The 14,756-nt window shown below is 33.5% G+C and carries 15 protein-coding genes; 9 read left to right on the plus strand and 6 right to left on the minus strand.

What is annotated here, in order from left to right; translation table 11 throughout:
• Positions 1-326 precede the first annotated feature (326 nt).
• Entirely contained in the window at positions 327-1,112 is a 786-nt protein-coding gene (locus DM397_RS14635) for a sulfite exporter TauE/SafE family protein (protein WP_111378252.1), read from the plus strand.
• A gap of 85 nt (positions 1,113-1,197) precedes the next feature.
• On the opposite strand, the gene DM397_RS14640 is transcribed toward DM397_RS14635, so the two are convergent.
• The 6 genes from DM397_RS14640 to DM397_RS14670 all read right to left on the minus strand — a co-directional run bounded on the left by DM397_RS14640 (position 1,198) and on the right by DM397_RS14670 (position 6,977).
• Positions 1,198-1,584, minus strand: a complete 387-nt coding sequence (locus tag DM397_RS14640; protein ID WP_111378447.1) for a helix-turn-helix transcriptional regulator — start codon at positions 1,582-1,584, stop codon at positions 1,198-1,200.
• A gap of 229 nt (positions 1,585-1,813) precedes the next feature.
• The gene (locus DM397_RS14645; RefSeq protein WP_111378253.1) at positions 1,814-2,218 is read right to left on the minus strand and encodes a hypothetical protein; all 405 of its coding nucleotides are present in this window, start codon (positions 2,216-2,218) and stop codon (positions 1,814-1,816) included.
• Positions 2,219-2,485: 267 nt separating this feature from the next.
• A complete protein-coding gene (locus tag DM397_RS14650; protein ID WP_142479093.1) occupies positions 2,486-3,340 on the minus strand; it encodes a hypothetical protein in 855 nt (284 codons plus the stop codon).
• A gap of 232 nt (positions 3,341-3,572) precedes the next feature.
• Positions 3,573-4,649, minus strand: coding sequence for a cytochrome d ubiquinol oxidase subunit II (gene cydB / locus DM397_RS14660; protein ID WP_111378256.1), 1,077 nt, complete (start codon positions 4,647-4,649; stop codon positions 3,573-3,575).
• 2 nt (positions 4,650-4,651) lie between these two features.
• Positions 4,652-5,998, minus strand: coding sequence for a cytochrome ubiquinol oxidase subunit I (locus DM397_RS14665; protein ID WP_111378448.1), 1,347 nt, complete (start codon positions 5,996-5,998; stop codon positions 4,652-4,654).
• Positions 5,999-6,386: 388 nt separating this feature from the next.
• Positions 6,387-6,977: an HD domain-containing protein gene (locus DM397_RS14670; RefSeq protein ID WP_111378257.1), complete on the minus strand. Its 591-nt coding sequence runs from the start codon at positions 6,975-6,977 to the stop codon at positions 6,387-6,389.
• A 203-nt stretch (positions 6,978-7,180) separates the two neighbouring features.
• Between DM397_RS14670 and DM397_RS14675 the strand changes: the two genes are divergently transcribed.
• The 8 genes from DM397_RS14675 to DM397_RS14710 all read left to right on the plus strand — a co-directional run bounded on the left by DM397_RS14675 (position 7,181) and on the right by DM397_RS14710 (position 14,677).
• Positions 7,181-8,593: an MBL fold metallo-hydrolase gene (locus DM397_RS14675; RefSeq protein ID WP_111378258.1), complete on the plus strand. Its 1,413-nt coding sequence runs from the start codon at positions 7,181-7,183 to the stop codon at positions 8,591-8,593.
• A gap of 151 nt (positions 8,594-8,744) precedes the next feature.
• On the plus strand, positions 8,745-9,314 hold the full coding sequence (locus DM397_RS14680; RefSeq protein WP_111378259.1) for a YeeE/YedE family protein: 570 nt from the start codon (positions 8,745-8,747) through the stop codon (positions 9,312-9,314).
• Between the two features lie 10 nt (positions 9,315-9,324).
• Complete coding sequence (locus tag DM397_RS14685; protein ID WP_111378260.1) at positions 9,325-9,801, plus strand: DUF6691 family protein; 477 nt, start codon at positions 9,325-9,327, stop codon at positions 9,799-9,801.
• A 23-nt stretch (positions 9,802-9,824) separates the two neighbouring features.
• The gene (locus DM397_RS14690) at positions 9,825-10,343 is read left to right on the plus strand and encodes a GNAT family N-acetyltransferase (protein WP_111378261.1); all 519 of its coding nucleotides are present in this window, start codon (positions 9,825-9,827) and stop codon (positions 10,341-10,343) included.
• A 758-nt stretch (positions 10,344-11,101) separates the two neighbouring features.
• Positions 11,102-12,679: a glycerol-3-phosphate dehydrogenase/oxidase gene (locus DM397_RS14695; protein ID WP_111378262.1), complete on the plus strand. Its 1,578-nt coding sequence runs from the start codon at positions 11,102-11,104 to the stop codon at positions 12,677-12,679.
• A 289-nt stretch (positions 12,680-12,968) separates the two neighbouring features.
• Positions 12,969-13,427 carry a MarR family winged helix-turn-helix transcriptional regulator gene (locus DM397_RS14700; RefSeq protein ID WP_111378263.1) on the plus strand — a complete coding sequence of 153 codons (459 nt, stop codon included), beginning with the start codon at positions 12,969-12,971 and terminating at the stop codon, positions 13,425-13,427.
• A 13-nt stretch (positions 13,428-13,440) separates the two neighbouring features.
• Complete coding sequence (locus DM397_RS14705) at positions 13,441-14,073, plus strand: NAD(P)H-dependent oxidoreductase (RefSeq protein WP_111378264.1); 633 nt, start codon at positions 13,441-13,443, stop codon at positions 14,071-14,073.
• Positions 14,074-14,110: 37 nt separating this feature from the next.
• Positions 14,111-14,677 (plus strand): YceI family protein, encoded by a 567-nt coding sequence (locus tag DM397_RS14710; RefSeq protein ID WP_111378265.1) that lies wholly within the window; start codon positions 14,111-14,113, stop codon positions 14,675-14,677.
• Positions 14,678-14,756 lie beyond the last annotated feature (79 nt).

Below are 14,756 nucleotides of genomic sequence, written 5' to 3' on the forward strand. Positions count from 1 at the left end.
ACAAATAAAATTAGCGCTAATTCGTGAATTCGTGGCTAAAAAAAAAAATCTTCTGTGATAAATGTTACTCAAAAAAAAGGAACAGCGAGGTTTGGTCAAACTCAACCGAAACCAGATAGAATTATTGAAATAATTTTTTTAGCCACGAATTCACGAATTTGTTTTTTTTAAATCTGAATCGAAGCAAATTAACTAATCTGTGAAATTCATTACACAAATAAAATTAGCACTAATTCGTGAATTCGTGGCTAAAAAAAAAATCTTCTGTGATAAATGTTACTGTAGGATTCTAATTTCCGAAGCAACTTTGCATTAAAATAAATGCAATGGAATATTTAGGATTTTTTGCTTCAATCATAATCGGAATCTCGCTTGGTTTAATCGGCGGAGGCGGTTCTATTCTAACAATTCCAATTTTAGTTTATTTATTTAAAGTCAATCCAGATCAGGCAACTTCTTATTCCCTGTTTATTGTGGGATTAACGGCATTGTTTGGAAGTTATAGCCATTATAAAATGGGAAATTTAAAACTGAAATCGGCTTTGTATTTTGCAATTCCTTCGGTTATTTCGATTCTGATCATCCGCGAAGTGATCTTTCCGCAAATTGCTTCTACCTTATTTTCTGTAGCATCTTATACTGTTTCAAAAGATTTTCTGATTATGATCATCTTTTCCGTTTTAATGATTACGGCAGCTATTTCGATGATTAAAAAAAATCAGACCGAAATAACATCAACGGAAACCAATTATTTGCAACTAAGCCTGATTGGATTTTTGGTCGGAATCGTAACTGGTTTTCTAGGTGCTGGCGGGGGATTCTTAATTATTCCTGCCCTGCTTTTTTTCGCCAATCTTCCTATGAAACAAGCCGTTGGAACTTCATTATTGATTATTACCATAAATTCGTCAATTGGTTTTGCTGGCGATTTATATATCGGAACACCAATAAATTATACTTTTCTTTTAAACGTTTCTGCAATGGCCTTAATCGGAATGCTTGTTGGAAGCCAGCTTTCTAAGAAAATAGACGGCACAAAATTAAAACCCCTTTTCGGATGGTTCGTTCTCGTAATGGGATTTTACATCATTACCAAAGAAGTTTTATTTTAATAGAACTCACAAATTTTATTTAGTTTCACTTGTAGAGTAATCTTTGTCAAAGCCTAACACTTTGACAAAGATGAAACTAAAACCTTCAAATTGCTCCAAACTTATCTTTATAACGTTCCAGCTCAATTTCGGTTCTTGAAAGCAGTTTTTCTAATAATTGAATTTTGTCTTCATAAAGTTCTTTTAGAATCGAAGAATTATCGGCATTAATCAAAATACTGCCATTATTATTTCCTGTGATTTTATTAAAACTATTAAAATATTTATCGTATTCAAAACTAATTATATCCTCAACGCTGACATCTAAAATCTTTCCTATTTCAACTAATTTTTCGTAACTCAAAGAAGTCTTTCCCTTTTCGATTTTACTGTAACCCGCCTGAGTTACACCTAATCTTTCTGCCATATATTCTTGAGTGTAATTTTTTAACTCTCTAATGTTTCTAATCTTGTTTTTAATTGTTGTGGCCATAATTTTATTCTGATTTGAGGTCATGTATAGCTAAAACAGCCAGCCGTTAATTTCTAACGACTTAACTATACTTCTTTTGGGTATTTTAACGCTTTATAAATAGAAAAATATGATACAGCGTTTCGTTAATATTTTCTTTTAGTAATAAAATAATCGTACATCAAAGCTGCCATTATGAAAACAAAGTCATAATGGGAAATAGTAAATTCAAACATCTTTGATTTTTTTGTTAGGCAGTTATTTTTACACTTCTTTCAAACTGAAGATCCAAATAATAATCCATCTGCTCTCCAACCAACACATGGTCTTTTGGTGCGATTTTAGTTTTTATTTCTTTTTGGTAAATATCTTTAACAAAAAGAAAATATACAAATTCTGCTTTATCGCTAAACCACAATGCCACAATCAATGCATAACTTAAAACCGCAGGAATAACATAATGTAGGTCTATTAGATTAGAAAATAGCATACAGTAATATGCGGTGGCGGTTACGGCTATAAAAGAGCCATTTTCAAGAAAATATTTTCTCTTTTTTTTGAGCAGTATAAGTTCTTTAATTTCGTCAAATTGATACTGCCAGTTTTTAGATTTAAAACGAAATCTAACCTCATCGGAAAAAATTGTTAAAGGCATAATTTAAGTAGGTAAATATAGCTTTACGCTTTTAGTAAAAATAAATTGCTAAAAATTCTTTAGGGGGAAAAAATTCTTAGATACGCAATATTAAACATTAACTGCTTTTTTTTCTTACAATACAACTTATAGAATATAACTATCGGTTGTAATTCAATCTTTTGTAAAAATTATCATATGTTTTTTTTCAGCTTCTAAGTCCAAACAAAATAACTCCCATAACAACTGAAGGGCATTTATGTTGTTAATATAAAAAATTACATAATTTTATTTCAGTTCATAAGTCCATTTCAATGTCTTCTCATCAAAATCTACAGATATGTAAGCCATGTAATCAACGGCAATTTGTGAATTTTTATATTTTTTTAACTCCCAGATTTTCAAATTTTTCAGTAATTCTATGGTATAAATTTCAAATTCTGTTAAAGGTCTTCTACTTTTCACTTTAAATTCTTTCATTAAACCAAAGGCTGGATCAATTATAAAATCTTCAGAAGATTTGTACCAATCAAAAAAATTAAAAACAGAAACCAGTTCTCCTTTTTTATTAATGTACAATGCAAAAAGTCCTAATGGTTTATCAGATTTTATAGCTTTTGCATTTTTAAAAATAGAGTCCAGATTGGTAATTGGTTTTGCAGAATTAAATTCACCGTTTACAGTATTATCAAGATCGTAAATGTAGTTATCTAATTTAAATTCGTTTCCATGATCCAACACCTTTTGAAGAAGCGGATTAATTCCACTTTCCTGAATAACCTGCGAATTGGAACACATAATACTAAAACCCAATTTTCCTTTATATTCAGAAGCAAAAACTAATAGTTTCTGATTCTTGTGAACTTCCATATGACAAGAACTTCCACCAGAGGACTCTTTCTCATAATAAAGTGTAAAATGTAGTTCTTTTGGAATATTACCTTTTTTATAATTCTTGAGCACTTTAACTTTTATAGAATAAGTAGCAGAATCTTTGGCAATTTTTTTAAATGTAACTAATCCTTCAAAAACATATTTGGAAGAATAAAACTCTAAAATTGGTTTAGGTGTATCACAACTGCAAGCAACTGCTTTTACAGACACAAATAAGAAAATAAGTAACGTTATTATTTGTTTTTTCATTGATACTTTTCTGAATTGCCTCCAGCTTCAGCTGGAGGTAAGCAAATGTATATAAAAAAGGCTTTAGCCAAAAACCGCAAAGTTTGGCTAAAGCCCAATTCAAATCTCAACAAAAAACCTCCAGCTAAAGCTGGAGGCAATTCATTTTATATTGAAACTAAAATTCGTGTAATCTATAGCTATAAAATTCATTAATCAGAATAAAATTCGTGAATTCGTGGCTATAAAAAAATCAATGTTCCCCATACCCAACATCATCCATTTTCCCACTAAAAACACGATATTGAATGATAAAATAAATAATCACGAGAAACAAAGCGATAAAAAACCAGCTCAATCCCGCATTTAATCCGTATTCGTGAGCGGCAGTATTGTAAATGGTTAATGACGGATTTATATTATTGGTTGAAGGCAAAACATTCGGAAAAATAGAAACCGCTGTCGAAGCAAATCCACCAACTAAGAATAAAGTCGAAAAAATAAATCCTTGACCGTCTTTTTTGAAAGAACGAACTTTGAATAATCCCGCAATTCCCACAAAAGTCATTAAAGGAAAAAACCAAAGAACAGGGTTTTCAACGAAATTATGAAACGGCTTCGGCTCAATAAAATGCCAAATTCCTAAAGAAATAAAAACCAAAACCAGCAAAACAAAGTTCAACCTAAAAACTACATTTTTCAATTTCGGATTCAGCGCCGAATTTGTTTTATAAATAATCCAATTTGCGCCGTGAATCGTCAATGCGACTACACTCACAATTCCCAAGAAAAGTGTAAACCAATCGATAATTCCCAATTCATTTGCCTGTGGACTAAAAGTCGGATTCCATAAAGGCAAAAAGAAAAAATGTGGTTCTTGCGTAGAAACGCCATTTTGAACCATCCCTAGATTTACGCCACGAACGATGTTTCCTAAAGCAATTCCGAAAAAGAGAGCTAAAAGCAAACTTGCAATTCCGAAAGCTTTATCCCAAATACTTTCCCACATATGATTATGAATCTGTCCGCGCATTTCAAGTCCGATGGCGCGAAAAATCAAAAGCCACAAAATCATAATTAGAGGCAGATAAAATCCGCTGAAAGATGATGCATATAAAGTTGGAAAAGCAAAAAACAAAACGCCTCCTGCTGCAATTAGCCAAACTTCATTGGCATCCCAAAACGGTCCAATTGCATTGGTAATTGCCTTTTTATCTTTTTCTGTATCGGCAAAAAATAAATGAATAATTCCTGCACCAAAATCATAGCCGTCTAAAACCAGATAAACAGCCAGAATTCCCATTAAAACTACGTACCAAAAAAATTCCATACTTATATTTTTTCTGTTGAAAGTTCCACATGGTGCGGTCCTTTATTGATAATTTTTCCAACTAAAAGCAAAAACAGCATTCCTAGCAAAAGGTACAAACCAATAAAACCAAGAAGAGTAAACAAGGTATTTCCTGATGAAACTGTTGGCGAGGCTCCTGCTGCTGTTCGCATTAAATTATAAACCAGCCATGGCTGTCTTCCTAATTCTGCCGTATACCAGCCTGTAGTATTGGCAATATACGGAAATGGCATCATGAACATCAAAGACCATAAAAGCCATTTGGTTTCAAACAATTTCCCTCTGATTAACTGAAAAAGAGAAAGTACCATTAATCCAATAAAAACAGTTCCAAGACCAACCATGATATGATAGGCATAGTACAAACCAGAAATATTCGTTGGATGCAGATCTTCTTCAAACTGATCTAAGCCTTTTATTTCCTGGTCCCAATTTCCGTAAGTTAGGAAACTTAAAATATTGGGAACGGCGATTTTATTATCCAATTTTTTGTCTTTTACATCAGGTTGTCCGATTAAGACAATTTCAGAACCTTTCTTTTCAGTATGAAAAATCCCTTCCATCGCAGCAAAAGTTACTGGCTGATATTTCACCACATTTTTAGCGGCTAAATCTCCCGTTGGAACAGCTACAATTACACTCGAAATCAATCCGAAGATTACTCCTGTTTTCAAGAACAATTTCCCGAAAGAAACATTTTTGTTGCTTAAAATATAGAACGCTCCAATTCCAGCCACAACAAAAGAACTGGTTACTAAAGAAGCCGCTTGATTGTGCAAATAAGAAGGCCAAAGCCATGGATTCAAGAATAAAGCTTGAAAGTTATTCAATACAAATTTTCCGTTTTCCAAGATTTCATAACCAACAGGATTTTGCATCCAAGAATGTGTCGCAATGATTAAAAATCCACTAGCCCAAGAACCTATCATAATTAATAATCCGGTTACAAAATGCCATTTATGCCCAAGAAGTTTTTCTCCAAACAGAAATAATCCGAGAAAAGAAGATTCAAGAAAGAAAGAAAACATTCCTTCCATTGCCAATGTCTGGCCAATGATTCCGCCTGTTAATTCAGAGAATTTTGCCCAATTGGTTCCAAACTGAAACTCCATCGGGATTCCGGTTACAACGCCCATTGCAAAATTGAGGGCGAAGATTTTCATCCAGAAATGGGTAGCGTGATTGTATTGTTCGTCTTTAGTCTTGAGATATTTCCACTTGAAGTATACAATGATCAACGAAAGACCCATTGTAAGTTGCGGAAAAAGATAATGAAAAGTGATCGTGAAGGCAAATTGCATTCGATCATAAAAGAGCATTTCTTCCATAATGGTAATTTGTTTATGAAGTTCCACAAATTTAACCATTAGAACCCGAATTAACGCCCTTTAAAAAAAGTTTATCTCCCGATATTTGTTAAACTTTTCAACAATTTAAAGGTATTGATTACACTTCTACTCTTTTTGATTTGGTTATAGTTTGTAATTTCGACAAAGGAGAAATCTTCGCAAGTAACTCCGCAACGAGAAGCCATTCTTTGTCGAGCTTCTTACGACGATTTCTCCTTCGTCGAATGAAATGACAAAATTGCGTATAGATTTACATGATTAAACATAACCCGTGGTTTCAACTACCGGAACACAATGCATATCCGATACATTTCCTGCGGTTGAAACCGCAGGAAATGTTTGATTTTGTTTACGCATTTATTTTTGATTATTTTTCTAAAATCCCTTTTTCGACACTTTCATTAATCAAGCCTTCAGCGTAATTCCATATCGATTTTGAACCCTCTTTAATAATGCTTTTCTTCTCGTAAACTTTATCATATTTCACTCCAAACTCTTTCCAAGTTCCGCCATTGTTAGATGTGTTTTGCAATAACGGTTCAAGTCTGTCCATAGATCTTGCAAATTTGGCTTCGTTGGTTTCACCGGCTTCAAATTCTTCCCAAATCGAAATAAACTCTTCAGCTTGTTTTTTTGGAAGCAAACCAAAGATTCTGTTCGCTGCTAAACGTTCTTCATCTGTATTGTCATGACTTTTTACAGTATCATAAATAAAAACGTCTCCCGCATCAATTTCTACGATATCGTGTATCAAAACCATTTTTACCACTTTCAAAATATCAATCGGTTCATTGGAATGTTCTGCCAAAACAATTGCCATTAAAGCCAAATGCCAACTGTGCTCTGCATCATTTTCGCATCTATCACTGTTGAATAATTTTGTCTTGCGCTGAATGTATTTTACCTTATCAATTTCTTTTATAAAAGCAATTTGATCTATTAAATCCTGTGTGTTCATTTTCTTTTTTGTTTTGAAATGACATTCGTCATACGCAAAATTAAAGCTTAAAGCGTAATTGCTCAACTTAAAATTAACTTATCTCAGATCGTACAAGAAAATCCATATTATTTTACACAAAAACCTAATTTCTGTAACATTAGTCACCAATTTTTTTAAAAAACAAGACTACCTTTGTCTTCCATTATTTTTATTATTGAATCATGAAAATAGAACAAATTTACACCGGATGCCTTGCTCAAGGTGCATATTATATCACTTCAAATGGCGAAGCAGCCATTATTGATCCGCTTAGAGAAATTCAGCCTTATCTAGATCGTTTAGAACGTGATGGAGTGAAACTGAAATATATTTTTGAAACACATTTTCACGCCGATTTCGTTTCTGGCCACGTTGATTTGAGCAAAGAAACTGGAGCGCCAATCGTTTACGGACCAAATGCTGCCTGCGAATTTGACTGCATTTCTGCAAAAGACGGACAGGAATTTAAAATCGGAAAAGTAACTATTAAAGTTCTGCACACTCCTGGCCACACTATGGAAAGTACAACTTTTTTACTTATCGATGAAAACGGAAAAGATCACGCTATTTTCTCTGGAGACACCTTATTTATTGGAGATGTTGGACGTCCAGATTTAGCTCAAAAAGCAGCGGGAATGACACAAGACCAATTGGCTGGAATTTTATTTCATTCATTAAGAGATAAAATCATGACTTTGGCCGATGACGTAATCGTTTATCCTGCTCATGGCGCTGGAAGCGCCTGCGGAAAAAACATGAGCAAAGAAACTGTTTCTACTATTGGGAATCAAAAAGCAACCAATTATGCTTTGCGTGCTAATATGACCGAAGATGAATTCATTAAAGAAGTAACTGACGGTTTATTGCCTCCTCCTGCCTATTTCAGCATGAACGTTGCAATGAACAAAGGTGGTTACGAAAGTTTTGAAACTGTTTTACACAACGGAATGAGAGCAATAAATGCAAAAGAATTTGAAGCCGTTGCTGAAGAAACTGGAGCTTTAATTCTAGATACAAGAAGTGCTGCCGATTTCAGTAAAGGGTTTATTCCCCAATCTATCAACATCGGAATTAATGGTGATTTTGCTCCGTGGGTTGGAACTTTAATTGCCGATGTAAAACAACCAATAGTATTGGTTACCGCGGCGGGAATGGAAGAAGAAACCGTAACTCGCTTAAGCCGTGTTGGTTTTGATACGATTATCGGACATTTGAAAGGTGGTTTCGAAGCTTGGCAAAATGCTGGTTTTGAAATTGATACTGTAAATAGAATCACTGCTGAACAATTTTCAAATGAATTTAAATTTGGAGAAGACAAAGTGGTAGATATTCGTAAAGAAACAGAATACGCAGCAGAACATATAGATGACGCTTACAGCAAACCTTTGGCTTATATTAATGATTGGGTAAAAGATATTAATCCAAATGAACATTTCTATCTGCATTGTGCAGGCGGTTACAGAAGTATGATTGCAGCTTCTATCCTCCAAGCAAGGGGTTTCAGAAATTTCTCTGAGGTTGAAGGCGGTTTTGGAGCAATTTCAAAAACTAATGTTCCTAAATCAGATTTTGTTTGTCAAAGCAAAACACTATAAAGTGTAATTTTATCACCATTAAGACATTAAGTTAATTAAGTTTTTGAGCTTAATGAAACTTTTCAAAGGAAGCTAAGAAAATTAAGCATTCCAACTTAATTAACTTAATGTCTTAATGGTTAAAAATAAAAAAACTAAATTTTAAAAGTAAATGAGTCTATTAGAAATCATAAAAGAACCTTGGCCTTGGTACGTTGCAGGCCCTTTGATTGGATTAACAGTTCCAATTTTATTAATTATCGGAAACAAATCTTTCGGGATTAGTTCTTCACTTCGCCATATTTGTGCGGCTTGTGTTCCAGCGAATATTTCGTTTTTTAAATACGACTGGAAAAAAGAAAGCTGGAATTTATTCTTTGTTTTAGGGATATTTTTAGGCGGTTTTATCACTGCTCATTTTTTATCGAATCCAAATCCTGTAGAGATTGCTCCTGAATTATCAGAGAAATTAGCCACTTACGGAATCACAGATCATAGTGGTTTAGTTCCTGCACAATTATTTTCTTGGGAAAGTTTATTAACGCTTCGCGGATTTATTATGATTGTAGTGGGCGGATTCTTAGTAGGTTTTGGAACTCGTTACGCTGGCGGATGCACAAGCGGACACGCGATTATGGGATTATCAAACTTACAATGGCCATCTTTGGTAGCTACTATCTGTTTTATGATTGGTGGTTTTGTAATGGCACTTTTGATTTTACCTTATATTCTTTCACTTTAAAATTTCAAAAATGAATTTAGAAAATAAAAATATAGACGGCGAAGGAATCAATGCAAGCCAGAAAAAAGAAACTGCATTAGGAAACTTAAAATATTTAATCGTTGGAATCTTTTTCGGAATTGTATTCGTAAAAGCTGAAATCATCAGTTGGTTTCGTATTCAGGAAATGTTCAATCTAGAATCATTTCACATGTATGGCGTAATTGGATGCGCTGTCGTAGTTGGATTAATATCGGTACAATTGATTAAAAAATTCAACATCAAAACTCTTGATGGAGAAAAAATTGAAATCCAACCAAAGACTTTTAATAAAGGACAAATCTACGGCGGATTGTTATTCGGTTTCGGATGGGCAATTACTGGAGCTTGTCCAGGTCCGCTTTTTGCTCAAATTGGTACAGGAGCTACAGTAATTGTAGTTACCTTGGTTAGTGCAATTGCTGGAACTTGGGTTTATGGTTTGCTTAAAGACAAACTGCCTCATTAATTCTTAATAAAGTAAATCCAAAAATGAATTCTACAGAACAGTTAGTATTACGAAAAGCAGTTCTTTCTGAAATACCGGTAATTTGGGAAATATTGCAAGATGCAATTGAACAAAGACGATTAGACGGAAGTACGCAGTGGCAAGATGGTTATCCGAACGAACTTTCTATTAAAAATGATATCGAAAATGGTAATGGCTATGTACTAACAGAAAACGAATCTATTTTGTGTTATGCTGCTATTATGTTCGACAAAGATCCTGCTTACGAAAACATCGAAGGCAAATGGCTAACTGATGGCGATTATACTGTTGTACACCGCGTCGCAGTTTCAAAACTAGCAAAAGGAAAAGGAATTGCAACAAAACTATTTGAAAAGATTGAAATTTTATCTGTTGAAAACAAAATATACAGCATAAAAGTTGACACTAATTTTGACAATGTTCCAATGCTTAAAATTTTAGATAAGCTAAAATATACGTATTGTGGCGAAGTCTATTTAAGAGGCTCTGCAAGAAAAGCATTTGAAAAACGACTGTTATAAATATATAATCCGTAAATTGATAACCCGACATTTTAAAAATTTGTCGGGTTTTGCTTTTTAAGAAGCAATTCATTCCGTAGGAATGTCTCATCGGTAGAATTGAATTCGGATTCCATTGATACGTCCCGCAGAAACGTTTGAGCAATAGACCTAGATATCATTTACAAAAAACAGGTGTCCCTACAGGACACAATACTGAACAATATTTTTTTCTACCGATCAGATATTCCCATGGAATATTTCTAAGTTGGTTAAACCCGACAGGTTTTTAAAACCTGTCGGGTTTGTATTCTAATGACCTATTCATTCCATAGGAATGTCTCATCGGTAGAATTGAATTTGGATTCCTTTTTTACGTTCCGTAGGAACGTTTGATTGATTTACAAATACATTATAAATAGCTGTCCCCACAGGACACAATACAAAACGATATTTTTTTCTACCGATCAGATATTCCCAGGGAATATTTCTAAGTTGGTTAAACCCGACAGGTTTTAAAAACCTGTCGGATTTGTATTCTAATGACCTATTCATTCCATCGGAATGTCTCATCGGTAGAATTGAATTTGGATTCCTTTTTTACGTTCCGTAGGAACGTTTGATTGATTTACAAATACATTATAAATAGCTGTCCCTACAGGACACAATACAAAACGATATTTTTTTCTACCGATCAGATATTCCTACGGAATATTTCTTCATCAATTTTTAATTTCATTTCGTTAAGTTTGCTTTAAACAAAAAGTCCCATAAAAAACATGAATCGTTCAGAGCAGTTACTAAAACTACAAAATACAGAAAATTGGGACGTAATAATTATTGGCGGAGGAGCAAGCGGACTTGGAACTGCAATTGATGCGGCGAGCCGAGGTTATAAAACCATTTTATTTGAAGCCGTAGATTTTGCAAAAGGAACTTCAAGCCGAAGCACCAAATTGGTTCATGGCGGTGTGCGGTATTTGGCACAGGGAGATGTGCATTTAGTTCGAGAAGCATTAAAAGAACGAGGACTATTAGCACAAAACGCGGCTCATTTAGTCAAAAACCAATCGTTTATAATTCCGAATTATCATTTGCTGAGTGGTTATTTTTATACGATCGGGTTAAAAATATATGATTTATTATCAGGCTTTTTAAGTTTAGGAAGTTCTAGATATCTTTCAAAAAAGAAAACTATCGAAATGCTTCCTAACGTTGAGGAAAAAGGTTTGGTCAATGGCGTTATTTATCATGACGGTCAATTTGATGATTCTCGCCTAGCCATTAATCTTGCTCAAACCGCTGTAGAAAATGGAGCTTGTCTTTTAAATTACATAAAGGTTACCAATTTATTGAAAGACGACAAAAACCAAATTATTGGCGTTCAGGTTGAAGATCAAGAAAGCGGAATTAAATATGATATAAAAGGTTCTGTCGTTATAAATGCAACAGGAGTTTTTACAAACGCCATCATGAAATTAAATGATAAAGTCTATAAAAAATATATTGTTCCAAGTCAGGGAATTCATTTGGTTCTAGACAAATCTTTTCTTCCAGGCGAAAATGCTTTAATGATTCCGAAAACAAAAGACGGAAGAGTTTTATTTGCTGTTCCGTGGCATAACCGAATTGTAGTTGGAACAACTGATACTTTAATTAAAAAGCAAAGTTTAGAACCTATTGCTTTAGAAAGCGAAATTCAATTTGTTTTGGAAACTGCGCAAAGATTCTTGGCAAAAAAGCCCGAAAGAAAAGATGTATTATCTGTTTTTGCAGGATTGCGTCCGTTGGCAGCGCCAAAAGAAGAAGGCAAAAGCACCAAAGAAGTTTCTAGAAGCCATAAAATTATAGTTTCAGAAACGGGTCTAATTACCATTACTGGAGGAAAATGGACAACATACAGAAAAATTGCTGAGGATATTATTGATAAAGCTATCAAAACTGGCAAATTGCAACCAAAAGAATGCAATACAGAACATCTTTCTATTCATGGAAACCAACCTACTAATTCAGCAGACAGAGAAAATCACCTCTATATATATGGTACTGATATTCCAAAAATAATAGAATTACAAGAAAGCGAGCCTGAGCTGAAAGAAAAACTGCATCCTAATCACGAATTTACAATGGCAGAAGTGGTTTGGGCAATTCGTTACGAAATGGCACGAACTGTAGATGATATTTTAGCCAGAAGAGTTCGTTTATTATTCTTAGATGCCAGAGCTGCAATTGAAGTTTCGGAGAAAACAGCAAGAGTAATTGCCAACGAATTGGGGCATGATGAAGCTTGGATAAACTCAGAAATTGCCAATTTTAAGCAAATTGCAAAAGGTTTTCTACTGTCTGAATTCCGATAAATCGTAAAAATAGCTGATTATGAGAATCTTTTAGCTTAAAGTTACCTTACAAAAAATCAATTGCTAAATATTTTAAAATTAAAAATCGTCTTGATATTAAAAAATTATTAATTAACAACATATCAGTACGTTACATAAAAAATTATTTTAATTTTATTCTCTAAAAAACGATTCTTTTAGTTCTTGCAGAACAAGCATTTGTATATATTAACAAAAAATTAACACAACACTTGTATATACAACTATTAAAAGTTATACATTTGTATATACAAATTATACACTTACGACTATGACAATTGAAGAGGTTATTAAGAGTACGGTTAAGATGGATAATGCGAAAAAAGTTATTCTGAATATCATGTACACGCAAAATGTGATTCAGGATCATTTCAACGAGTTGATCAAACCGTATGATTTATCTGGAGAACAGTACAATGTGTTGCGTATATTAAGAGGACAAAAAGGAAAGCCTGCTAATATGTGCGTGATACAAGAGCGAATGCTTGCTAAAACAAGCAACACAACACGTTTGGTAGACAAATTATTATTGAAAGATTTTGTTACACGGAATGTCTGTCCGAATAATCGAAGAAAAATTGAAGTTTCGATTACACAAAAAGGATTAGACGTTTTAAAAGAATTAGATCCGAAAGTAGATGAACACGAACAAACGTTTGCAAACAATTTAAAACCAGAAGAATTAGTTTTCTTAAACCAACTATTAGAAAAATATAGAACCAACAAATAAAATAATAAAAACTATGAGCAATTTTTTAGCAAATCAAAATTGGCGATACGCAACTAAACAGTTTGATGCATCAAAAAAGATATCAGATGCTGATTTCAATACACTAAAAGAAGCAGTTAGATTAAGTGCTTCTTCATACGGATTACAACCTTATAAAGTAGTTATTGTTGAAAATCCAGAATTAAGAGAAAAATTAAAAGGTGCAGCTTGGGGACAAACTCAAATTACAGACGCTTCTCACCTATTCATTTTTGCAAACGACTTAAGCCTTGATGCAGGTTCTGTTGACAAATATATCAGCAACATCAGCGAAGTAAGAGGTGTTCCAGTTGATGCTTTAGGCGGATTCAGTGATATGATGAAAAATGTAATTTCAAATTTATCTGAAGATGCAAAACACATCTGGACTGCAAAACAGACTTACTTAGCTTTAGGAAACTTATTAAATGCAGCGGCTGAATTAAAAATTGACGCAACTCCTATGGAAGGTTTTAATGCTGCTCAATTTAATGAAATATTAGGTTTCGATAAATTAGGTTTAAACGCTTCAGTTATTGCAACTGTAGGTTACAGACATGATGACGACAAATCTCAACACCAGAAAAAAGTTAGAAAATCACACGAGGAATTATTTATCACACTATAATTATTTATTAATCAAATTCAAATTTAATTTTAAAAACATGAAAAATTTAAAAACTATTGCAATAGCATTATTCGTAGCAGCAGCTGGAATCTCAGTAAACGCTCAAACTAAAAAAATCGACGTAAAAGCATCTACTATTAAATGGGTAGGTAAAAAAGTAACTGGAGAGCACTCTGGAACTGTAAACTTCAAAGAAGGAGCTGTTATTTTCAAAGGAAAAAAATTAGCTGGTGGTAACTTTACAGTTGACATGACTTCATTAACTTCTACAGATTTAACTGGAGAATACCAAGGAAAATTAAACGGTCACTTAAAAGCTGACGATTTCTTCGGAACTGACAAATTCCCAACTTCAAAATTAGTTTTCAAAACTATCGGTGCAAAATCTGCTGACGTTTACACTGTAACTGCAGACTTAACTATCAAAGGAATCACTAAACCAGTAACTTTTGATATCACTGTAAAAGGAAACACTGCTACAACTGCTTTCAAAGTTGACAGAACTAAATACGATATTAAATACGGTTCAGGTAGCTTCTTCGACGGTTTAGGAGATAAAACTATCAACGACGAATTTGAATTGGCTGTAGCTTTAAAATTCTAATATTTCAAGCTTACTAATTCAGAAATATAATAAGCCCCAACAGTTTAAAACTGTTGGGGCTTATTTTTTTTAACTTTTC

It is taken from the genome of Flavobacterium nitrogenifigens (assembly GCF_003254565.1).
Classification (GTDB): Bacteria; Bacteroidota; Bacteroidia; order Flavobacteriales; family Flavobacteriaceae; genus Flavobacterium; species Flavobacterium nitrogenifigens.

Excerpts from the sequence above, each read along its gene's own strand:
- cydB (WP_111378256.1), bottom strand. The coding sequence starts at position 4,649 with ATGGAATTTTTTTGGTACGTAGTTTTAATGGGAATTCTGGCTGTTTAT.
- DM397_RS14645 (WP_111378253.1), bottom strand. The coding sequence starts at position 2,218 with ATGCCTTTAACAATTTTTTCCGATGAGGTTAGATTTCGTTTTAAATCT.
- DM397_RS14675 (WP_111378258.1), top strand. The coding sequence starts at position 7,181 with ATGAAAATAGAACAAATTTACACCGGATGCCTTGCTCAAGGTGCATAT.
- DM397_RS14685 (WP_111378260.1), top strand. The coding sequence starts at position 9,325 with ATGAATTTAGAAAATAAAAATATAGACGGCGAAGGAATCAATGCAAGC.
- DM397_RS14705 (WP_111378264.1), top strand. The coding sequence starts at position 13,441 with ATGAGCAATTTTTTAGCAAATCAAAATTGGCGATACGCAACTAAACAG.
- DM397_RS14650 (WP_142479093.1), bottom strand. The coding sequence starts at position 3,340 with ATGAAAAAACAAATAATAACGTTACTTATTTTCTTATTTGTGTCTGTA.
- DM397_RS14640 (WP_111378447.1), bottom strand. The coding sequence starts at position 1,584 with ATGGCCACAACAATTAAAAACAAGATTAGAAACATTAGAGAGTTAAAA.
- DM397_RS14670 (WP_111378257.1), bottom strand. The coding sequence starts at position 6,977 with ATGAACACACAGGATTTAATAGATCAAATTGCTTTTATAAAAGAAATT.
- DM397_RS14635 (WP_111378252.1), top strand. The coding sequence starts at position 327 with ATGGAATATTTAGGATTTTTTGCTTCAATCATAATCGGAATCTCGCTT.
- DM397_RS14700 (WP_111378263.1), top strand. The coding sequence starts at position 12,969 with ATGACAATTGAAGAGGTTATTAAGAGTACGGTTAAGATGGATAATGCG.
- DM397_RS14710 (WP_111378265.1), top strand. The coding sequence starts at position 14,111 with ATGAAAAATTTAAAAACTATTGCAATAGCATTATTCGTAGCAGCAGCT.
- DM397_RS14690 (WP_111378261.1), top strand. The coding sequence starts at position 9,825 with ATGAATTCTACAGAACAGTTAGTATTACGAAAAGCAGTTCTTTCTGAA.
- DM397_RS14680 (WP_111378259.1), top strand. The coding sequence starts at position 8,745 with ATGAGTCTATTAGAAATCATAAAAGAACCTTGGCCTTGGTACGTTGCA.
- DM397_RS14695 (WP_111378262.1), top strand. The coding sequence starts at position 11,102 with ATGAATCGTTCAGAGCAGTTACTAAAACTACAAAATACAGAAAATTGG.
- DM397_RS14665 (WP_111378448.1), bottom strand. The coding sequence starts at position 5,998 with ATGGAAGAAATGCTCTTTTATGATCGAATGCAATTTGCCTTCACGATC.